Annotated in this window: 15 protein-coding genes and 1 pseudogene; 13 read left to right on the top strand and 3 right to left on the bottom strand. The window is 62.6% G+C overall.

Annotation, left to right across the window (positions count from 1 at the left end; genetic code table 11):
• Nucleotides 1-32: 32 nt before the first annotated feature.
• Nucleotides 33-1,196: an ABC transporter ATP-binding protein gene (locus tag AC1RUR_RS18435; RefSeq protein ID WP_492846450.1), complete on the bottom strand. Its 1,164-nt coding sequence runs from the start codon at nt 1,194-1,196 to the stop codon at nt 33-35.
• Nucleotides 1,197-1,532: 336 nt separating this feature from the next.
• On the opposite strand from AC1RUR_RS18435, the gene AC1RUR_RS18440 reads away from it, so the two are divergent.
• The 8 genes from AC1RUR_RS18440 (at nt 1,533) to AC1RUR_RS18475 (ending at nt 8,186) form a co-directional block, all read left to right on the top strand.
• The gene (locus AC1RUR_RS18440; protein WP_492846452.1) at nt 1,533-2,279 is read left to right on the top strand and encodes a class II aldolase and adducin N-terminal domain-containing protein; all 747 of its coding nucleotides are present in this window, start codon (nt 1,533-1,535) and stop codon (nt 2,277-2,279) included.
• Between the two features lie 57 nt (nt 2,280-2,336).
• Nucleotides 2,337-3,851 (top strand): 4-hydroxyphenylacetate 3-hydroxylase family protein, encoded by a 1,515-nt coding sequence (locus AC1RUR_RS18445; protein WP_492846454.1) that lies wholly within the window; start codon nt 2,337-2,339, stop codon nt 3,849-3,851.
• A gap of 45 nt (nt 3,852-3,896) precedes the next feature.
• Nucleotides 3,897-4,403 carry a flavin reductase family protein gene (locus AC1RUR_RS18450; RefSeq protein ID WP_492846456.1) on the top strand — a complete coding sequence of 169 codons (507 nt, stop codon included), beginning with the start codon at nt 3,897-3,899 and terminating at the stop codon, nt 4,401-4,403.
• Nucleotides 4,404-4,436: 33 nt separating this feature from the next.
• Complete coding sequence (locus tag AC1RUR_RS18455; protein ID WP_492823000.1) at nt 4,437-4,856, top strand: RidA family protein; 420 nt, start codon at nt 4,437-4,439, stop codon at nt 4,854-4,856.
• Nucleotides 4,857-4,863: 7 nt separating this feature from the next.
• Nucleotides 4,864-5,544, top strand: a complete 681-nt coding sequence (locus AC1RUR_RS18460) for a DUF1028 domain-containing protein (protein WP_492846458.1) — start codon at nt 4,864-4,866, stop codon at nt 5,542-5,544.
• A gap of 64 nt (nt 5,545-5,608) precedes the next feature.
• Nucleotides 5,609-6,604 (top strand): LysR family transcriptional regulator, encoded by a 996-nt coding sequence (locus AC1RUR_RS18465; RefSeq protein ID WP_008139131.1) that lies wholly within the window; start codon nt 5,609-5,611, stop codon nt 6,602-6,604.
• A gap of 200 nt (nt 6,605-6,804) precedes the next feature.
• Nucleotides 6,805-7,260, top strand: coding sequence for a type II 3-dehydroquinate dehydratase (locus AC1RUR_RS18470; protein ID WP_492846460.1), 456 nt, complete (start codon nt 6,805-6,807; stop codon nt 7,258-7,260).
• Nucleotides 7,257-8,186, top strand: coding sequence for a 2-hydroxyacid dehydrogenase (locus tag AC1RUR_RS18475; protein WP_492846462.1), 930 nt, complete (start codon nt 7,257-7,259; stop codon nt 8,184-8,186). Before AC1RUR_RS18470 ends, AC1RUR_RS18475 begins: the two co-directional genes overlap by 4 nt.
• On the opposite strand, the gene AC1RUR_RS18480 is transcribed toward AC1RUR_RS18475, so the two are convergent.
• Nucleotides 8,154-9,101, bottom strand: a complete 948-nt coding sequence (locus tag AC1RUR_RS18480; RefSeq protein ID WP_492846464.1) for a LysR family transcriptional regulator — start codon at nt 9,099-9,101, stop codon at nt 8,154-8,156. The two genes, AC1RUR_RS18475 and AC1RUR_RS18480, sit on opposite strands and share 33 nt — an antisense overlap.
• Before the next feature lie 91 nt (nt 9,102-9,192).
• Here AC1RUR_RS18480 and AC1RUR_RS18485 point away from each other — a divergent pair, with 91 nt between their 5' ends.
• The 5 genes from AC1RUR_RS18485 (at nt 9,193) to AC1RUR_RS18505 (ending at nt 14,890) form a co-directional block, all read left to right on the top strand.
• Complete coding sequence (locus tag AC1RUR_RS18485) at nt 9,193-10,647, top strand: 4-hydroxyphenylacetate 3-hydroxylase family protein (protein ID WP_492846466.1); 1,455 nt, start codon at nt 9,193-9,195, stop codon at nt 10,645-10,647.
• Nucleotides 10,648-10,982: 335 nt separating this feature from the next.
• Entirely contained in the window at nt 10,983-12,029 is a 1,047-nt protein-coding gene (locus AC1RUR_RS18490; protein WP_492846468.1) for an ABC transporter substrate-binding protein, read from the top strand.
• 62 nt (nt 12,030-12,091) lie between these two features.
• Nucleotides 12,092-12,946: an ABC transporter permease gene (locus AC1RUR_RS18495; protein WP_492846470.1), complete on the top strand. Its 855-nt coding sequence runs from the start codon at nt 12,092-12,094 to the stop codon at nt 12,944-12,946.
• Complete coding sequence (locus AC1RUR_RS18500) at nt 12,943-13,758, top strand: ABC transporter permease (RefSeq protein ID WP_492846472.1); 816 nt, start codon at nt 12,943-12,945, stop codon at nt 13,756-13,758. The genes AC1RUR_RS18495 and AC1RUR_RS18500 overlap by 4 nt, the downstream gene beginning before the upstream one ends.
• Nucleotides 13,742-14,890 (top strand): ABC transporter ATP-binding protein, encoded by a 1,149-nt coding sequence (locus tag AC1RUR_RS18505; protein ID WP_492846474.1) that lies wholly within the window; start codon nt 13,742-13,744, stop codon nt 14,888-14,890. The genes AC1RUR_RS18500 and AC1RUR_RS18505 overlap by 17 nt, the downstream gene beginning before the upstream one ends.
• Nucleotides 14,891-14,918: 28 nt before the next feature.
• Here AC1RUR_RS18505 and AC1RUR_RS18510 read toward each other — a convergent pair.
• Nucleotides 14,919-16,124, bottom strand: a pseudogene (locus AC1RUR_RS18510) (penicillin acylase family protein); the annotation flags it as partial.
• Nucleotides 16,125-16,192 lie beyond the last annotated feature (68 nt).

The raw sequence follows: 16,192 nt of genomic DNA on the forward strand, positions 1-16,192 counted from the left end.
GGTCGGGAAGGACACGATGTGATGGCGCGGTGTTACGCGCCCGACATTGATGGACTGCTTTCGAGGACCCGGGCCTGGTTGCGGTCCCAACGGATAAAGACGCTTTCACCGATTTCGACCGGTGGCAGGCCGGCTGCACGACGCGCGGTGATCAGCGTGCCGCTGGCGAGCCGGACCAGAAGCCGCGTCTCCGAGCCCGCATAGATGCTTTCCTGAACACGGCCGCTCAGCAGCGCCTCGTCGCCGTTGCAAAGAACGAGCTTTTCCGGGCGCACCACCAGCGCAGCCGGTCGGCCGAGCTGCATATCGCAGCCGTCCGGGAGCGGAAGGACGCCGTCGCGCGTCTCAAGGCATCCGTTGGCGGCAATGCTGCCATGGATCAGATTGGATGCGCCGATGAAATCGGCGACGAAGACGTTGGCCGGCCGTTCGTAGATATCCTCAGGCGCGCCGAGTTGCTCGATCCGGCCTTCGTTCATCAGACAAATGCGGTCGGCCAGCGCGAGGGCCTCTTCCTGATCGTGCGTCACGAAGATGATGGTTGCGCCGGTTTCGCGGTGCAGCCGCTTGATCTCGATCCGCATGTCTTCCCTGAGCTTCTTGTCGAGCGCGGACAGGGATTCATCCATCAGGATCAGCGACGGCCGATAGACGAAGCAACGTGCGAGCGCGACGCGCTGCTGCTGGCCGCCGGACAGCTCGCGGGGAAAACGGTTGGCGAAGTCCGACAGCCCGACCATCGCGAGCGTCGCCTCGGCCCGGTTCTTGATTTCACCCGCCGGCATTCGCCGCATCTGCAGCGGGAACGCGACATTCTCGCGGACCGTGAGGTGAGGAAACAGCGCGTAGTTCTGAAACACCACGCCGATGTCACGCTTGTCCGCGGAATTGTCGGTCTCGTCACGGCCGTCGATGATCAGCTGGCCGCCCGATGGTTCGACCAGACCGCAGATGATCTGGAGGAGCGTCGTCTTGCCGGACCCCGATGGACCGAGTACCGCGAGGAGCTCGCCGGCAACCACCTTCAACTCGACCGGGCCGAGCACGGTTGCGTCGCCGTAAGCCTTCGAGATGCCACGAACGTGCAACTTGACCGTCGATACCGCCGGGCCGGTCGGCATCGATGCCGAGCTGTGATCCGGAACGGCGAGCCCGGCGGCCGTCTCCTGTGCGTCGCGCGACGATCGCCACAACATACGAAACACGTCGCTGCGGCGGCGGTTTCGAAGAGGTGGAGCGGCGCGGATCGCGTCCATTACAGATCCTGTCAGGTCAACTCGGACAAAGTAAGCCTTCCGGATCCGCAAGGTGTAAATTACGAAAACCGGGTCCTTTGCTTAGACGACGCCTAATCGATCTGGTTGCGGAATTATTGGGCGAACAGTGATCAACCATTGATCTTTTCGCCTTCGACGTTGGCGATCGACCGCTATAGCTTTCAGGTAATCAGCGGCGACGATTTTCTTATTTTACCTCAGCAATGGAATCCATAAGTCTCGCTTGTCTGACCTCGCCGCTCGGAGGAGCAATAGATGACGAATTTCGCCGCCTCGCCGGAAGAGCAGCAGCTTCGAGTCGATCTTGCGGCCGCCTTCCGCAGCATCGCCAGGCTTGGCATGCACGAGGCCGTCGCCAACCATTTCAGCGCTGCGATCTCCGCCGACGGGCGCCGGTTCCTGATGAATCCAAAGTGGCGGCACTTTTCGCGCGTCAAGGCCAGTGATCTCGTTCTATTCGACCTTGATGATGCGCAAGGCGTCAAGGGACGGCCGGACGTCGATCCGACGGCCTGGGCCATCCATGGCCAGATGCACAGGCAGCTGCCCCAGGCGCGGGTCGTGATGCATCTCCACCCGCCTTTCGCGACCACGATCGCATCGCTCGTTGATCCCCAGATCAAGCCGATCGATCAGAATACCGCGCGCTACTTCAATCGCCTTGCCATCGACGACCGCTATGGAGGCATGGCTGACAGCGAGCAGGAGGGCGCGCGCCTTGCCGCGCTGCTCGGTAACAAGTCGCGGCTGATGATGGGAAATCACGGCGTGCTCGTGATCGCCAACACGGTCGGCGAAGCCTTTGACGACATCTATACGCTGGAGCGCGCCTGCCAGATCCTGGTCCAGGCCTATGCGACGGGACAGCCGTTGAAGATTCTGCCCGACGCAGTCGCCGAAAGCACCGCGCAGGATTGGGAACAGATCACGGATTTCTCGATTGCGCATTTCGAGGAGATGAAGCGCCTCCTGGATGCCGAGGATCCGTCCTACGCGCATTGACTGCGGTTGCGGTGCGGTGCCCGGGATAGTGCGAACGAGATCGAGACGGGAGCGGACATGATACGAACGGGCGAAGAGTATAAAGCCTCCATTCGCGATAGCCGCGCAGTCTATATGAACGGCGAGAAGATCAAGGATGTCACCATCCATCCGGCGTTCAAGCCGCTGGTCGATCTCAGGGCCCGGATATACGACCTCCAGCATGCCCCGGAGACGCGGCATCTGATGACCTATCGCGAGGACGGGGAGGTTCACGCGATCAACAACAAATTGCCGCTCAGTCAGCAGGACTGGTGGGACAAGCGCCGCGCGACCGACACGGTCCTCGAGGATGTCGGCGGTGTCATCACGCGCGTCGGCGACGAGACGGTCGGCGAAATGTGGTCGCTGTTCGACGGGCAGGACGTGCTCAACGACGTCGATCCGCAATTCTCCAAGAACATTCGCAACCACATCTTCAAGGTTCTGCATTCGGATCCGTTCCATGTCTCGGCAAACACCGATCCGAAGGGTGACCGCTCGAAGGCTCCGCAGGACCAGGATCCCGACATGCTGCTGCATGTCGTCAAGGAGACCGATGCCGGCATCGTGGTGCGGGGCGCCAAATACGAGACGGCAGCGGCCTACGCCAACCAGGCCTTCACCAAGCCGACCATCGCCAATTGGGGCGATGCCGCTTATTCGGATTATGCGGTCGGGTTTATCTGCGATCTCAACTCGCCGGGCCTCAAATTCATCTGCCGCACCGGCTTTGCGGGCCGCGCGCCGGCCGAAGACTATCCGCTGTCGAACCGGTTCGACGAGGTCGATACGCTGGTGATCTTCGACGACGTCGTGATCCCGTGGGACAACGTCCTGTTCTATCGGCACACCAAGGCGGCGGCCTATATTCGAGCCACGCTGCATCGCTACTCGGCGTTTGCGTTCGTGCAGCGAAATCTGAAGCTCGCCGACATGCTGATCGGCGCGGCGCTGTTCAACGTTCGCCAGACCGGGCTCGAGAGGCAGCAAGCGGTGCAGGAGAAGCTCTCGAAGCTCGCGATCTATCGCGAAGGGATCAATGCGCATCTGACGGCGGCGATCGCGCTGCCCGAGCGCAGCCCCGGCGGCCTGATGATGCCAAACCAGTCGCTGCTCTACACCGGGCGTGTGCTGGCCTGCTCGCAGCTTCACGAGATGATGCACGTCGCGCGCGAATTGTGCGGAGGTCAGATCTGCGTGACGCCGGACAAGGCCGCGTTCGAGGATGCCGAGACCGGCCCGTGGCTGGAGAAGTTCTACACCGTCAACGAGAATTGGGTCGCCGATGACCGGCGCCGGCTGTTATCCTTTGCCCGTGACCTGCTCAATTCCGACTATGCGGGTCATCGGTTGACGTTCCAGCTGTTTGCGCAATCGGCGCCATTTGCGCACCTTGCCGCGGTCTACCGAAATTTCGATTGGGACGGCCCGCTCGATTTCGTCCGCAGATCGGCGGGACTGTCGGAGAAGGTCATGAACGAGAAGGGCGCCCGGACCGGTGATCGCGCCGTCAACCAATGGTTCGGACAGATCCGCGATGCAGCCGAATAGCGGGGAGGATATGACGTGTCAGCCATAAGCGTGCAACAGACGGAAATGGACATTCGGACGCAGTTCCTCGACGGCATGAGCCGGGCCGCATTTTGCGTCAACGTCGTGACGACGGATGGTCCGGCGGGACGCGCCGGCGTCACGGTCTCGGCGATGTCGTCGGTCTCTGCCGACGGCAGCACACCGACGGTTCTGGTCTGTATCCATCATCAAAGCAAGACGGCGACGGCCATCGTCGACAATGGCGTGTTCTGCATCAATATCCTGCGCGACGACCAGGCCGATATCGCCGATCATTTCGGTGGCCGCAGCAAGTTCGGCGGCGACGACAAGTTTGCGCATGGGAGCTGGCTTCCGACCGAGACCGGTGCGCCGCGCCTCGCCGAGTCCGTGGTGGCGTTCGACTGCCGCGTCGTGTCGTCCGAACGCGTCGGGACTCATCACATCTTCATCGGCGCGGTCGGCGCTGTGACGGTGGGCTCAGGCGCGGCCTTGATCTACGCCGATCGCGTCTACGGCCGTGCGCATCCGATCGCTGCTTCACAGGCGTAACCATTGCTTTCTTCATGACATCAGGACCAGTCGATGACCCACAAGCGTATTCGCAAGTTCAACACCAAGGAAACATACCCTGAGCAGAAACTGGACAATGATTTATGCCAGGTCGTGGTCGCCAAGGGCAGCATGGTGTTCGTGCGTGGGCAGGTCGGCCAGGATCTCGACACCGCCGTCAATGTCGCGATCGGCGATGCCGCCGGCCAGACCGAGCAGGCGATGAAGAACGTCAGGACGTTGCTGGCCGAGGCGGGTGCAGAGCTCGGCGACATCTGCAAGATCACGATCTACATCACCGACCCGCGCTATCGCGAAGCGGTTTATCGCACGATCGGAGAGCACCTCAAGGGGGTGTTCCCGGTCTCGACCGGAATCGTGGTGTCGGCGCTGGCGCGGCCGGAATGGCTGGTCGAGGTCGACGTGACGGCAGTCATCCCCGACGGTCGATGAGGGCTGCATGACCTTCTCCCTGACGGCGCGTTGCCCGGACACTGGAATGTTCGGAATGGTGATCTCGTCCTCGTCTCCGGCGGTCGCGGCGCGCTGTGTCCATCTGCGTGCCAAGGTCGGCGCGGTCGCGAGCCAGAACATCACGGACCCCGTGCTTGGGCAGATCGGTCTCGATCTGCTGGCGCGCGGTCTGAGCGCAACCGAGGTCTGCGACGCGCTGGTCGCATCGACGCCGTTCATCGCCTACCGGCAGCTCGTGGTCGTCGACGCACGGGGACGCACGACGTCGTATTCCGGAAGCAACACGCTCGGCATTCACGCCACGCATGAGGGCGAGGGCGCGATCGCGGCGGGCAACATGCTCGCCAATGCGCAGGTGCCGGTGGCCATGGTGTCGGCCTATCAGGGCAGCGCCGGCAAGCCGTTCGTCGAGCGGCTGTTGTCGGCGCTGGAGGGCGGAATGGCCCAGGGGGGAGAAGCCGGTCCGGTTCATTCGGCGGGCCTCTGCGTGGTGCGCGACGTATCCTGGCCGATCGTGGACCTCCGGGTCGATTGGAGCGATGGCCCGATCGAGGCACTTCAGAAGCTCTGGTCGGTCTACCAGCCTCAGGTCGACGCCTACATCGACCGGGCGAAAAATCCCTCGGTCGCGCCCGGTTTCGGTGTCGCCGGCGACGACAGGACCTGACCTGTCGCGTACCCATGCTATAGTCGGCTTCGTGTAATCGGATGCAGGGGCCGAGCAGAAGCTGATGAGATATACGCTACGCCAGATCGAGTATTTCATCGCTACAGCGGAGACCGGGAGCATCACGCTGGCGTCGGAGCGCGTGAACATCTCGCAGCCTTCGATCTCGACGGCGATCGCGCATCTGGAGGAGGAGCTCGGAACCCAGCTGTTCGTGCGCCGGCACGCGCAAGGACTGTCGCTGACATCGGCGGGACGCGTTCTTCTGGTGGAGGCGAAGCGGCTGATCGAGCAGGCCGAGCAGGTCTATTCGGTGGCTTCCGAGGTGGGAGAGCGCGTCCGTGGCCAATTGTCTCTGGGGAGCCTGGTCACGCTGGCGCCGATGGTGATGCCGGAGCTGTCGCACTCGTTCACGTCCACCTATCCGGAATCGCGCATCATCCAGACGGTCGCCGACCATGAGCAATTGCTGGAGCGCCTGCTGCGCGCGGAGCTCGATGTTGCCATCACCTATGACCTCCTGATCCCCGACGAGTTCGAGTTCCTTCCGCTGGCGAGCCTGCCGCCGCATGTGGTGGTCAGCGAAGCCGGTCCTTTGGCGCGCCACTCCGCCGTGAGCCTCCAGGAGCTTGCGCGTGAACCGCTGATCCTGCTGGATCTGCCGATCAGCCGAGAATACTTCCTCAGCATGTTCATCAAGGAAGGTCTCGAGCCGAACATCGTGTCGCGTTCCACGCATCAGGACGTGATCCGGACCATGGTCGCCAATGGCTACGGCTATACGCTGGCGAACGTCCGGCCGCGCTGCGAGATTGCGCTGGACGGACGGCGTGTGTCCCGGGTTCGGTTGTCCGGCGACCACAGGCCGATGGTCATCGGCGTGCTGACCCTGGCGCAGGGACGGAAATCCCGACTGGTCGACATGTTCGAGCAGCATTGCCGCCGTTTCGTCTCCGACGCCTACATCCCGGGTATGGTCGCGCCCGTCATGGAACGCCGCACCTTCCGCGGACTGGTGGAGGGCGAAGAGAGCCGGCCCGAAAAGGGCACGCCGGACTGAGGGGCTGACGTCGCCGCAGTCTTGAGGTCCGGCAGCCCATATCGAAATCCGTCGATCCCCATAGGTTTTTTCGATTTTCGTCCAGATCGCACTGCTGGCTACTGTTCGTGCGTCCGTGCGAGTCCCGACTGGTATGCGTCGTGCATCGACACCGGCCGAGGCGAGAGCGGACTGTATTGGGCAGAGGTGTGAACGCATCCATGACGAAACCGACGATCTATTTCCTCAATGGTCCGAACGCCAATCTCTACGGCCTGGATCGCAGCGGAACCTATGGCCGCGAGAGCTTCGTCTCGATCAAGAAGCGCTGCGAGGATCATGCCGCCACGCTTGGGCTGACCCTCGATTTCCGTCAGTCGAACCATGAAGGCGTCCTCGTCGACTGGATCCAGGAGGCGCGGGAGAAGGCTGCGGGCGTCGTCATCAACGCTGCCGGACTCACCTACACCTCGATTGCGATTCTCGATGCGCTGCTCGCATTCGAGGGGCCGATCATCGAGGCGCATATGAGCAATATCTGGAAGCGCGAGCCGTTCCGGCACCATTCCTATGTGTCGCGTGCGGCGACGGGTGTTATCGCCGGTCTTGGTGCGCTCGGCTACGAGCTGGCCTTGACCGCCGTCTCGCGGTTGATCGCGGAGCGAACAGCTCAATGACATCAGAGTTGATGGCGTTCTACAGCGTCCATGATGATTTCAACGCATGGCGCGCAGCGCTTGCGGCCGAGGACGTCGAATTGCGCCAGGCCGATGATATCGTGGAGGTCGGCCGGGTCCGGCACGCGCTGGTCTGGAAGCCGCCGCATGGCTTCTTCGCGCGCTTTCCCAATCTCGGTCTCGTCGTCAATCTCGGCGCCGGCGTCGATGCGCTGGTCGGGCGCTCCGATCTGCCGGATGTGCCGATCACCCGCCTGTCGGATCCGAAGATGGCGCGCATGATGGCAGGCTACGTGCTGTTCGCGGTGCTGCGTCATGCGCGCAGCATTCCGGCGTTCGAACGGGCGCAGCGCCAGCAGCGCTGGCACTACATCCATCCGCGCGATCCCGAGACGATCAATGTCGGCGTGCTCGGTCTGGGCGAGCTCGGCCTGGCCGCCGCGAGGGAATGTGCGCGGCAGGGCTTTCGGGTGCGCGGCTGGTCGAACTCGCCGAAAGCGGTCGACGGCATCGAGACATCGGCCGGCCCTGATGCGCTGGAAGCTGTGCTGGGGAGCAGCGATATCGTCGTCTGCATGCTGCCGCAGACCGCAGCGACCAGCGGGCTGCTGGATGCAGCCAGGCTGGCGCAGATGAGGTCGGGGGCTGCCTTCGTCAACGTGTCGCGCGGCAGTATTGTCGACGAAGCGGCGCTGATCGAGGCGCTGCGAACCGGCCATATCGCCGAGGCGACGCTGGACGTGTTCGCAACCGAACCGTTGCCGTCGGAAAGCCCGCTCTGGACCATGGACAATGTGCTGATCACACCGCATCTGGCATCGATCGCGCTGCCGGCGTCCGCCGCACGGCAGATCGGCGAGAATGTCCGTCGTTCCCGGACCGGCGAGCCGCTGCTAGGTCGCGTCGACCCCGGGCGGGGCTATTGATCCCGGCCCGAACAGGCCGCCGATCGCGAAGGCATCGCGCGTGTAGTCGGCGAAGCTCTGCACCGCCGGCCGCGGCGTGTGCCGCTTCAGCCGCAGCACCGTGACGTGGGTTGGCGGCAAAGGCTCGATGATCGGCACCACGGCGATGCGGCTGCCGTCGTAGCCAACGGTTGTGCGCGGCACCGCATTGTGGATCGAATAACCTTGTCCATGACCGATCAGCCCTCGGATCATTTCGAATGACCGACTCCGGAAGGCGACGCGCGGCTCGATTCCGGCGGCGGCAAACAGGCCGAAGAAGTAGTCGCGTGAATGCGGCAGGTCGAGCAGGATGAACGGCTCGTCGCGCAGTTCCCCAAGGCTAATTGCAGGGCGCCTCGCCTGCGGATGGTCGGCCGACAGCAGGATGTAGGGCGGCAGTTCGCATAGCTTGTCGCCCGTGATGTCGTCGGGCATGGCGAACGAATAGGAGAGGGCAAGCTCGGTCCGCCCCGACATCAGGGCGTCGATGATTTCCTGTTGGTTGCCTTCCTCCAGCTTGACCGAGATGCCGGGCTGCCGTTGGCGAAAGCCGGAGAGCAGGCCGGGCATGAAGCGCGTGGCCAGGGTCAGGAAGCTGCCAACCACGATCTCGCCATGGAGGGTGTTGCCGAGGGATTGGGCGCTTTGTGCGAAATCGCGGGCATGATTGAGCAACAATCGTGCATCGTTGACGAGACGCTGGCCGGCCGGGGACAGCGTGACGCCTTTCGCCAGATGGCGCACGAAGACCTGAATGCCGAGTTCGGCCTCGATTTGGCTTAGCGCAGCCGAGATCGAGGGCTGCGAGACGTTCAGGCGTTTGGCCGCCTCGGTCACACTCCCAGCGTCGGCCGTTTCGACCATGTACCGAAGGGCGCGGAGAGAGAACCTCATCGCGTTTTCCTATGCATCTCCAAAGATAATTATATTTTCCTTATGCTAGCTGCTCCGGCACCCTTTCGTCCAGTGCAACAGGAGCCGATCGATGATCCGCACGGGCGAAGAGTACAAGCAGGGCATTCGCGATGGCCGCGAAGTCTGGATCGATGGTGAGCGTGTCAAGGACGTCACCACGCACCCGGCGCTGAAGCCGATCATCGACATCAAGGCGCGCATGTACGACATGGCGCATGAGGAGCGCTACAGCGGCGATCTGACTTATGTCGAGGGCAACGAGCGGCATTCGATCTTCTACCGGCCTCCGCTGGTGCAGAAGGACTGGCACGACAAGATCAAGGCCCTCGATCACTTCATGAAAGACGTCTCCGGCGTCGTCACGCGGGTCGGCGACGAGACCATCGGTGAGATGTGGTCGCTGACCGATGGTCGCGACGTGCTGGCCGAGATCGATCCGCGCTTCGCGCCGAATATCGACCGTCACATCCGCGCAGTGATCGAGAAGGACGTCTTCCACGTCTCCGCCAACACCGATCCGAAAGGCGATCGTTCGCTGCCGCCGCAGCAGCAGGATCCCGACATGATGGTTCATGTCACGCGCGAGACCGACGCCGGCATCGTCATCCGCGGTGCCAAATACGAGACTGCGGCGGCCTATGCGGACCAGGCCTACCTGAAGCCCACGGTCGGCGCATGGTCGACCGAGAAGCTGTCGGACTATGCGGTGGGCTGCATCGTCAAGATGGGCGCGCCCGGTGTCAAGCACATCTGCCGCAGCGGATTCGCCAGCCGCAGCAACCCGCAGGACTATCCGCTCGCCAACCGTTTCGACGAGGTGGAAGCGCTGGTCGTGTTCGATGATGTCCTGATTCCCTGGGAGGACGTCTTCTTCTATCGCCATACGCGCGCCGCCCAGTTCGTGCGCTCGACGCTGCATCGCTATTCGGCGTTTCCATACGTACTGCGCCTGCTGTACGTCGCCGACATGATGATCGGGGCGGCGATGTGGAATGCCAAGCAGACCGGCCTCGAAAAACTGCAGTCGGTGCGCGAGAAGCTTGCCGATCTCGTCTGCTACCGCGAGGGTATCAACGCGCATCTCACCGCGTCGATCGCGATGGCCGAGAAGAGCTCCGGTGGGCTGTTGATGCCGCAGCAATCGATGCTTTACGCCGGACGCGTCTTTGCCTGCTCGCAGCTGCCGGCGATGATGCACATCGCGCGGGAATTATGCGGCGGCCAGATCTGCATCACGCCCAATGTGAGCGCGTTCGATGCCAAGGGCAGCGGAGAGTGGCTGAACAAGTTCTATTCCCTGAACGATCAGTGGCAGGCCGATGATCGCCGCAAGCTGCTTGCCTTCGCGCGCGACCTTCTCAATTCGGACTATGCCGGTCACCGTCTGACCTTCGTTCAATTCGCCCAGGCGCCGCACTTCAATCATCTGGCCGCTGTCTACAACAGCTTCGACTTCTCCGGTCCGCTCGATTTCGTCAAGAAGTCAGCCGGCCTGTCGGACCGCATCGATGGAAAGAGCGAATGAGCTGGCCTGCCGTGCGAGTGGATGCTGCCGCGGTCTATATCAGACTGCTTCTCGAACAGGCATCAACGGACGGAGCGTTCCTCTCGTTGTGACAAGCCTGGCTCCTGGAGGTCTCGCCCAGCTGACGGAGATCGACATGATCGCTGAAACTTCGACGATTTGATCGCGTCAGGGCTGATTGACCGTCAGCTTTTCACAACATGAGCGCTGATCTCTCGCGAGAGGGGTCGGTGCGTCCTCCTGTGTTTTTCATAAGTATTTTCAATGGGTTGCTGGTCGAAATGGCATGCCGTTTGCTTGACCGTTGACGTCAAACATTGTTGGGAGGGTTCGAGATGAAACGTGTCCTGAAGCGCTTCGCGATGGTGCTGTCGTCGGTGCTCATCATCGCTGGCGGGCCGTCCGCTGCCTCAGCTGAGGAGAAGCTCGTTGTCAGCACCTGGGGCGGCAGCTTTCGCGATCTGATCGACGAGTCGATCGCGAAGAAGTTCACGGCGGAGACCGGCGTCAAGGTCGAGTATGTCACGGGCGGCACGATGGACCGGCTCAACCAGGCCAAGCTGGCTGCCGGCAAGCCCGAGAGCGACATCACCTTCACGACCGCGCATGTCGGCTGGCTCTACGCCAATGACAATCTATTCGAGAAGCTCGATCTCTCGAAGATCCCCAATGCCGCGCATCTGGTGGAGCAGGCCAAGATCAGCCCATATCACATCGGCGCCTGGGCCTATGTCTATACGATCGGCTATCTGCCGGATCAGTTGCCGAAGGGTGTCAGCTTCGACAGCTGGGAGGGGCTTTGGAATCCGGCGCTGAAGGGCATGATCTCGTCACCCGATTTCGATCCCAGCCACGTGATCGCCGTCGCCGCAAGATTGTCCGGTGCGGATGCGGCACATTGGGAGGCCGGCAAGGACAAGCTGAAGGCGCTGAAACCGAACTACAAGGCCTTCTACACCAACGATGCCAACAGCCAGCAGATGTTCGCGACCGGAGAGACGCCGGTGCAGGTCGTGCTGTCGATGAACGCCTATTACATGCGTGATCAGGGCGTTCCGATCAAGCTCGTCATTCCCAAGGAGGGCGCGGTGCTCGGCGTCGACACGATGGGCATCACCAAGGGCACGGCCAAGGCTGATCTCGCCTACAAATTCATGAATATCGCACTCGATCCGGCGGTACAGGCACAGATCGCCAATCTCAAGAAGGGAAGTCCGGTGGTCGACAACGCCAAGCTCTTGCCGGAGATTGCCTCGCTCCCGGGCGTGTTCACGACGCCCGATCAATGGGCACATCAGACCCTCATCATCGATCACAAGCTGCGTGCCGAAAAGACCGCCGAGTGGCGGAAGTGGTTCGCCGAAAACATGATGGCTCCCTGAAAGCAGCGGCCCGGCCGCGGCCGGGCCGCAATTTCCAGCGCGGAGTTCGCCAAGGAGTCGTCATGACCAAGCGCCCGTTTCTGGGATGGTTCGTCTCGCCGGCCGGGCTTGTCGCGCTGGGGCTGACGGCCGCGATGGCGGCGGTGTTTCAGTTCAGCATCAGGACCTATATCCCGGGCTCGCTGGAGGTGGGCGGGTTCACGTTGCAGAATTTTGCGGCCATGCTCCGGCCGCTTTATGCGCTCGCGTTCTGGAATACGATCCTGCTCTGCTTCGAGACGGCGGCGTTCACGTTGATCCTGGCCTATCCACTGGCCTATGCGCTGGTCCGCACCAGAAGTTCGGCGGTGCGCTCTTTCATCCTGATCGCGGCGGTGACGCCGTTGTTCTTGGGGGAGGTGGTGCGGACTTATTCCTGGATGATCGTTCTCGGAAATAACGGCTTCCTGAACACGCTGCTGGTCAAGCTTGGCCTCGTCGAGCGTCCGGTGCAGATGATGTTCACGGCCGGCGGCGTGATCGCTGCGCTGATCCATGTGACGATGCCGATCATGGTCATCATGCTGGCCGCAGGTCTGTCGCATATCGACCGGAATTGCGAGAAGGCAGCGGAGAGCCTCGGCGCGGGACCGATCCGCGTCTTTCTGACGATCACGCTGCCACTGTCGATGCCGGGCATCGTCGCCGGCTTCTCGACGGCATTTGCCTGGACGTTCAGCGCCTTCGCGACGCCGCAATTGATCGGCGGCGGGAGGGTCAGCACGGTATCGACGCTGATCTATCAGCTCGGCTTCTCGTCCTTCAACTTCCCCTTTGCCGCCAGCCTGTCGATCATCGGCCTCGCGCTGTCGCTGGCCGTCATCGCATTGTTGAAGCAGGCGACCCGGCCGCTGGAACGAATGGCGAGCGCGACATGAAACGGTCCCCCGCCGTCATGGCGCTGAGATGGTCGGGGCGTGTACTGGTCGCCGCGATCCTGCTGTTCGTGCTGCTGCCTGGCATCGTCGTTGCCGTGACGGCGTTCAACGACCGTGCGATTCTGGCGTTTCCGCCGCAGGCATGGTCGCTGCGCTGGTTCTGGCGGGCATTCTCCTACAGTGATTTCGGCCGGGGCTTCTGGAATGGCCTCACGGTGACGTTATGGGCCTCGAGCATTGCGCTGGTCGTCGGCGCAGCCTCTGCCATCGCGATCCATCGCTATACGTTCGTGCTCAAGTCGGTGCTCGAAGGCATCTTGCTATCGCCGCTGATCATCCCGCACTACACCATCGGCCTCGGCGTGCTGATCCTGGCATCGCAGACCGGTACGGGGCGTGGCTTTCCGCTCGTCATCCTGACCCATGTGCTGCTGGTGCTGCCGTTCGTGATGCGCAGCACCTTCATCTCGCTGGAAAATCTTGACAGCCGGCTCGAGCTTGCGGCTTCCAGCCTCGGCGCGACACCGGGCCGCATCTTGCTGACCGTGACGATCCCGCTGCTGCTGCCGGGGCTGTTGAGCGGTTGGCTGTTTGCCGCGATCCTGTCGTTCAACGAGTTTACGGCCACGCTTTTCGTCAGCAGCCAGGCGACGCAGACGTTGCCGGTTGCGATGTACAATTATGTGCGCGAGTTTGCCGATCCGACGCTGGCTGCACTGTCGGTGATCTATATCGCCGTCACCGCATTGCTGCTGAGCCTCGCCAATGCCTTCCTTGGTCTCGAGAAGATCCTCAATGTTGATGCACACTGATCGGATGGGCGTAGTCGCGAGCGGAGAGGCGAGCCGGCAAGGCCGGCCGGCGGTACAGCTCGACGGCGTAACCAAGCGCTTCGGCGACTCCATTGCCCTTCATGAAGCCTGGCTCAAGATCCAGCCGGGCGAGTTCATGACCCTGCTCGGACCGTCCGGCTGCGGAAAGACCACGCTGCTCAATCTCGTCGCCGGCTTTCTCGAAACCGATAGTGGCGAGATTTTCATCGAGGGTGCCCTGGTCACCGAAACGCCGGCCCATCAACGTGAGATCGGCATCGTCTTCCAAAATTATGCGCTGTTTCCGCATATGAGTGTCGCCAACAATATTGCCTACGGGTTGAAGACCCGCGGGATCGACAGGAAGGAGATCGCGCGCCGGGTCGACGAGGCGCTGGCGCTGGTGAAGCTGGACGGATTCGGTGACCGCAAGCCGCGGCAGCTGTCGGGCGGCCAGCAGCAGCGCGTCGCAGTGGCGCGCGCGCTCGTGATCAAGCCGAAGGTGCTCCTGCTCGACGAGCCGTTCTCGGCGCTGGATAAGAATTTGCGCGGATCGATGCAAGTCGAACTGAAGCAGATCCAGCGCGAGCTCGGCGTGACCACGATCTTCGTGACCCACGACCAGGGCGAGGCGCTAGCGATGTCGGACCGTATTGCGGTGATGTCGGCGGGGCGGATACGTCAGATCGCCGCGCCTGGCGATGTCTACCGCCGCCCCGCGGATCGTTTCGTTGCATCCTTCGTCGGGAATGTGAATGTTCTCACCGGATGTCTCGTCGAACGGCGCGCGGAAGTGGCCACAGTATCCATCGGTGACATGCGTCTCGAGGTTCCGGCGGCGTCGCTCACGCAGGCGGCGATTGGTGATGTCGTGGACGTCTTCATCCGGCCGGAGCATCTGGCCGTGACGTCGGGAAGCACGCCGGGTTTGCTGCGTGGAACGGTGATCACGCAGGTCTTTCAGGGCGATCACATCGATCTCTACATCGATGTCGCCGGCGTTGCGCGCGAGCCCGTCCTGTTGCGCGCTCCGGGGATCGCGGCGCTGTCGTCCTGTCCGGTCGGCACCGAGATCGGATTGATGGTCCGATCCGACGACGTCGTGGCATTCTTGCCCGAAGCGAGCTCTTGATCGACGGGCGGGGAGCGCCTCGAGGGACCTAGGTGGAAGGTTCCAGCACGAGCTGGTCGCTGGCCTTCGTAATCTTGCTCCAGTCGTACAGCATAGGCACCATTTGGACAGACGCCCATAGCGCATGCTGATCGGCAAAATGCGGGCTCGCGGGGTGCCCCGACGCGCCGTGAAACACGACCCAGGCGCTGTTGTCCCAGTTGCCCACGTCGAAGACATAGCGTGCGACTGCGCCATAGGCCGCAGTGAGGCCTGACGAGGCCCAATAGCATCCATTGGCCATGACGGTATCGTTGTCTCCGCCAACCGGAAGCCCCGGCGGTTCGAGCTGCGATGACGCGTGCGGAAAGGCCGCCGACAACGGATGCGACATGCGGACGTGATGCAGCTCCGACCAAGTCTTGTCCTTCCAAGTCTTGTCCTTCCCTGTCTTGTCCTTGTCGGTCTCCGCCGCCCGCTCGAGCGCCGCCGTCAGCGCGCGATCCCAATCCCAGCCATCGAGGAACACGGTATCGTTGTTGCGCAGCAATGACGGCAGTGCCCACCAGATCTGATTGAGCGGCGCCACGCCGGGGACAACGCGGGCAACGGGATCCTGCGACACCGCGCTCAGACCCGACCGATCGAGAACGATCCGCGCAAGTTCGCGTCGCGTCCGCGCATAGGCTGCTGCCGCCTTTGAATTGGCAGCCATGCACGCGTCCCAACCGGTGATCAGGTCGCGTAACGCGGCGGCTGGTCCTTCGATCGTCGGCAACCGGTTCAGGCGGGCGATGAACTCGCGCGCCGTGAAGCTGTGCGTATCGGCATGGATGCTGCCCATGTCGCTGACAGTGGCAGCCGGAAGTTCGGCCAGCCGATCGGCGATCCGTCTGGCCCGGTACGGAGGATGACAGTCGGTGCACAAATAATCCGGATTGTCGTCCGTGACGACACGGTTGTTCGCGGTGACCAGAAAGCCGTCCGGCGGATCGAAGGCGCGCGGCATGTCCTCCCAGGGAATGACACCCTGCCATTCATACTCTCCCGTCCAGCCCGGCACCGGCAGCCAGCCATTCAGTCGCGGGCGCCGCGGCACGATGGCGCGCACGAGATTTCCGATCCGCCCGGTGGTATCGGCCGCGACCAGATTGTGATCGATCAGGCCCCAGCCGCGCGTCGCCTCGTAGAGCGCGTCGACGCTTTGGGCGCGCAGCATCGGCAGCAGGCAATCGAACGACCGATCAAATGGCGTATGTGTCGCCCATCCCGGCTCATCCTTGAGGGGCGATCATGCGGTCGTCTTGTTCGCGAGCCGGGCTT

The organism is Bradyrhizobium sp. GW821-FHT12B03 (genome assembly GCF_058807535.1).

What these genes read in the sequence shown, in the direction of transcription:
- AC1RUR_RS18435 (WP_492846450.1), bottom strand. Translation starts at nt 1,196, where the DNA reads ATGTTGTGGCGATCGTCGCGCGACGCACAGGAGACGGCCGCCGGGCTC.
- AC1RUR_RS18440 (WP_492846452.1), top strand. Translation starts at nt 1,533, where the DNA reads ATGACGAATTTCGCCGCCTCGCCGGAAGAGCAGCAGCTTCGAGTCGAT.
- AC1RUR_RS18445 (WP_492846454.1), top strand. Translation starts at nt 2,337, where the DNA reads ATGATACGAACGGGCGAAGAGTATAAAGCCTCCATTCGCGATAGCCGC.
- AC1RUR_RS18450 (WP_492846456.1), top strand. Translation starts at nt 3,897, where the DNA reads ATGGACATTCGGACGCAGTTCCTCGACGGCATGAGCCGGGCCGCATTT.
- AC1RUR_RS18455 (WP_492823000.1), top strand. Translation starts at nt 4,437, where the DNA reads ATGACCCACAAGCGTATTCGCAAGTTCAACACCAAGGAAACATACCCT.
- AC1RUR_RS18460 (WP_492846458.1), top strand. Translation starts at nt 4,864, where the DNA reads ATGACCTTCTCCCTGACGGCGCGTTGCCCGGACACTGGAATGTTCGGA.
- AC1RUR_RS18465 (WP_008139131.1), top strand. Translation starts at nt 5,609, where the DNA reads ATGAGATATACGCTACGCCAGATCGAGTATTTCATCGCTACAGCGGAG.
- AC1RUR_RS18470 (WP_492846460.1), top strand. Translation starts at nt 6,805, where the DNA reads ATGACGAAACCGACGATCTATTTCCTCAATGGTCCGAACGCCAATCTC.
- AC1RUR_RS18475 (WP_492846462.1), top strand. Translation starts at nt 7,257, where the DNA reads ATGACATCAGAGTTGATGGCGTTCTACAGCGTCCATGATGATTTCAAC.
- AC1RUR_RS18480 (WP_492846464.1), bottom strand. Translation starts at nt 9,101, where the DNA reads ATGAGGTTCTCTCTCCGCGCCCTTCGGTACATGGTCGAAACGGCCGAC.
- AC1RUR_RS18485 (WP_492846466.1), top strand. Translation starts at nt 9,193, where the DNA reads ATGATCCGCACGGGCGAAGAGTACAAGCAGGGCATTCGCGATGGCCGC.
- AC1RUR_RS18490 (WP_492846468.1), top strand. Translation starts at nt 10,983, where the DNA reads ATGAAACGTGTCCTGAAGCGCTTCGCGATGGTGCTGTCGTCGGTGCTC.
- AC1RUR_RS18495 (WP_492846470.1), top strand. Translation starts at nt 12,092, where the DNA reads ATGACCAAGCGCCCGTTTCTGGGATGGTTCGTCTCGCCGGCCGGGCTT.
- AC1RUR_RS18500 (WP_492846472.1), top strand. Translation starts at nt 12,943, where the DNA reads ATGAAACGGTCCCCCGCCGTCATGGCGCTGAGATGGTCGGGGCGTGTA.
- AC1RUR_RS18505 (WP_492846474.1), top strand. Translation starts at nt 13,742, where the DNA reads ATGTTGATGCACACTGATCGGATGGGCGTAGTCGCGAGCGGAGAGGCG.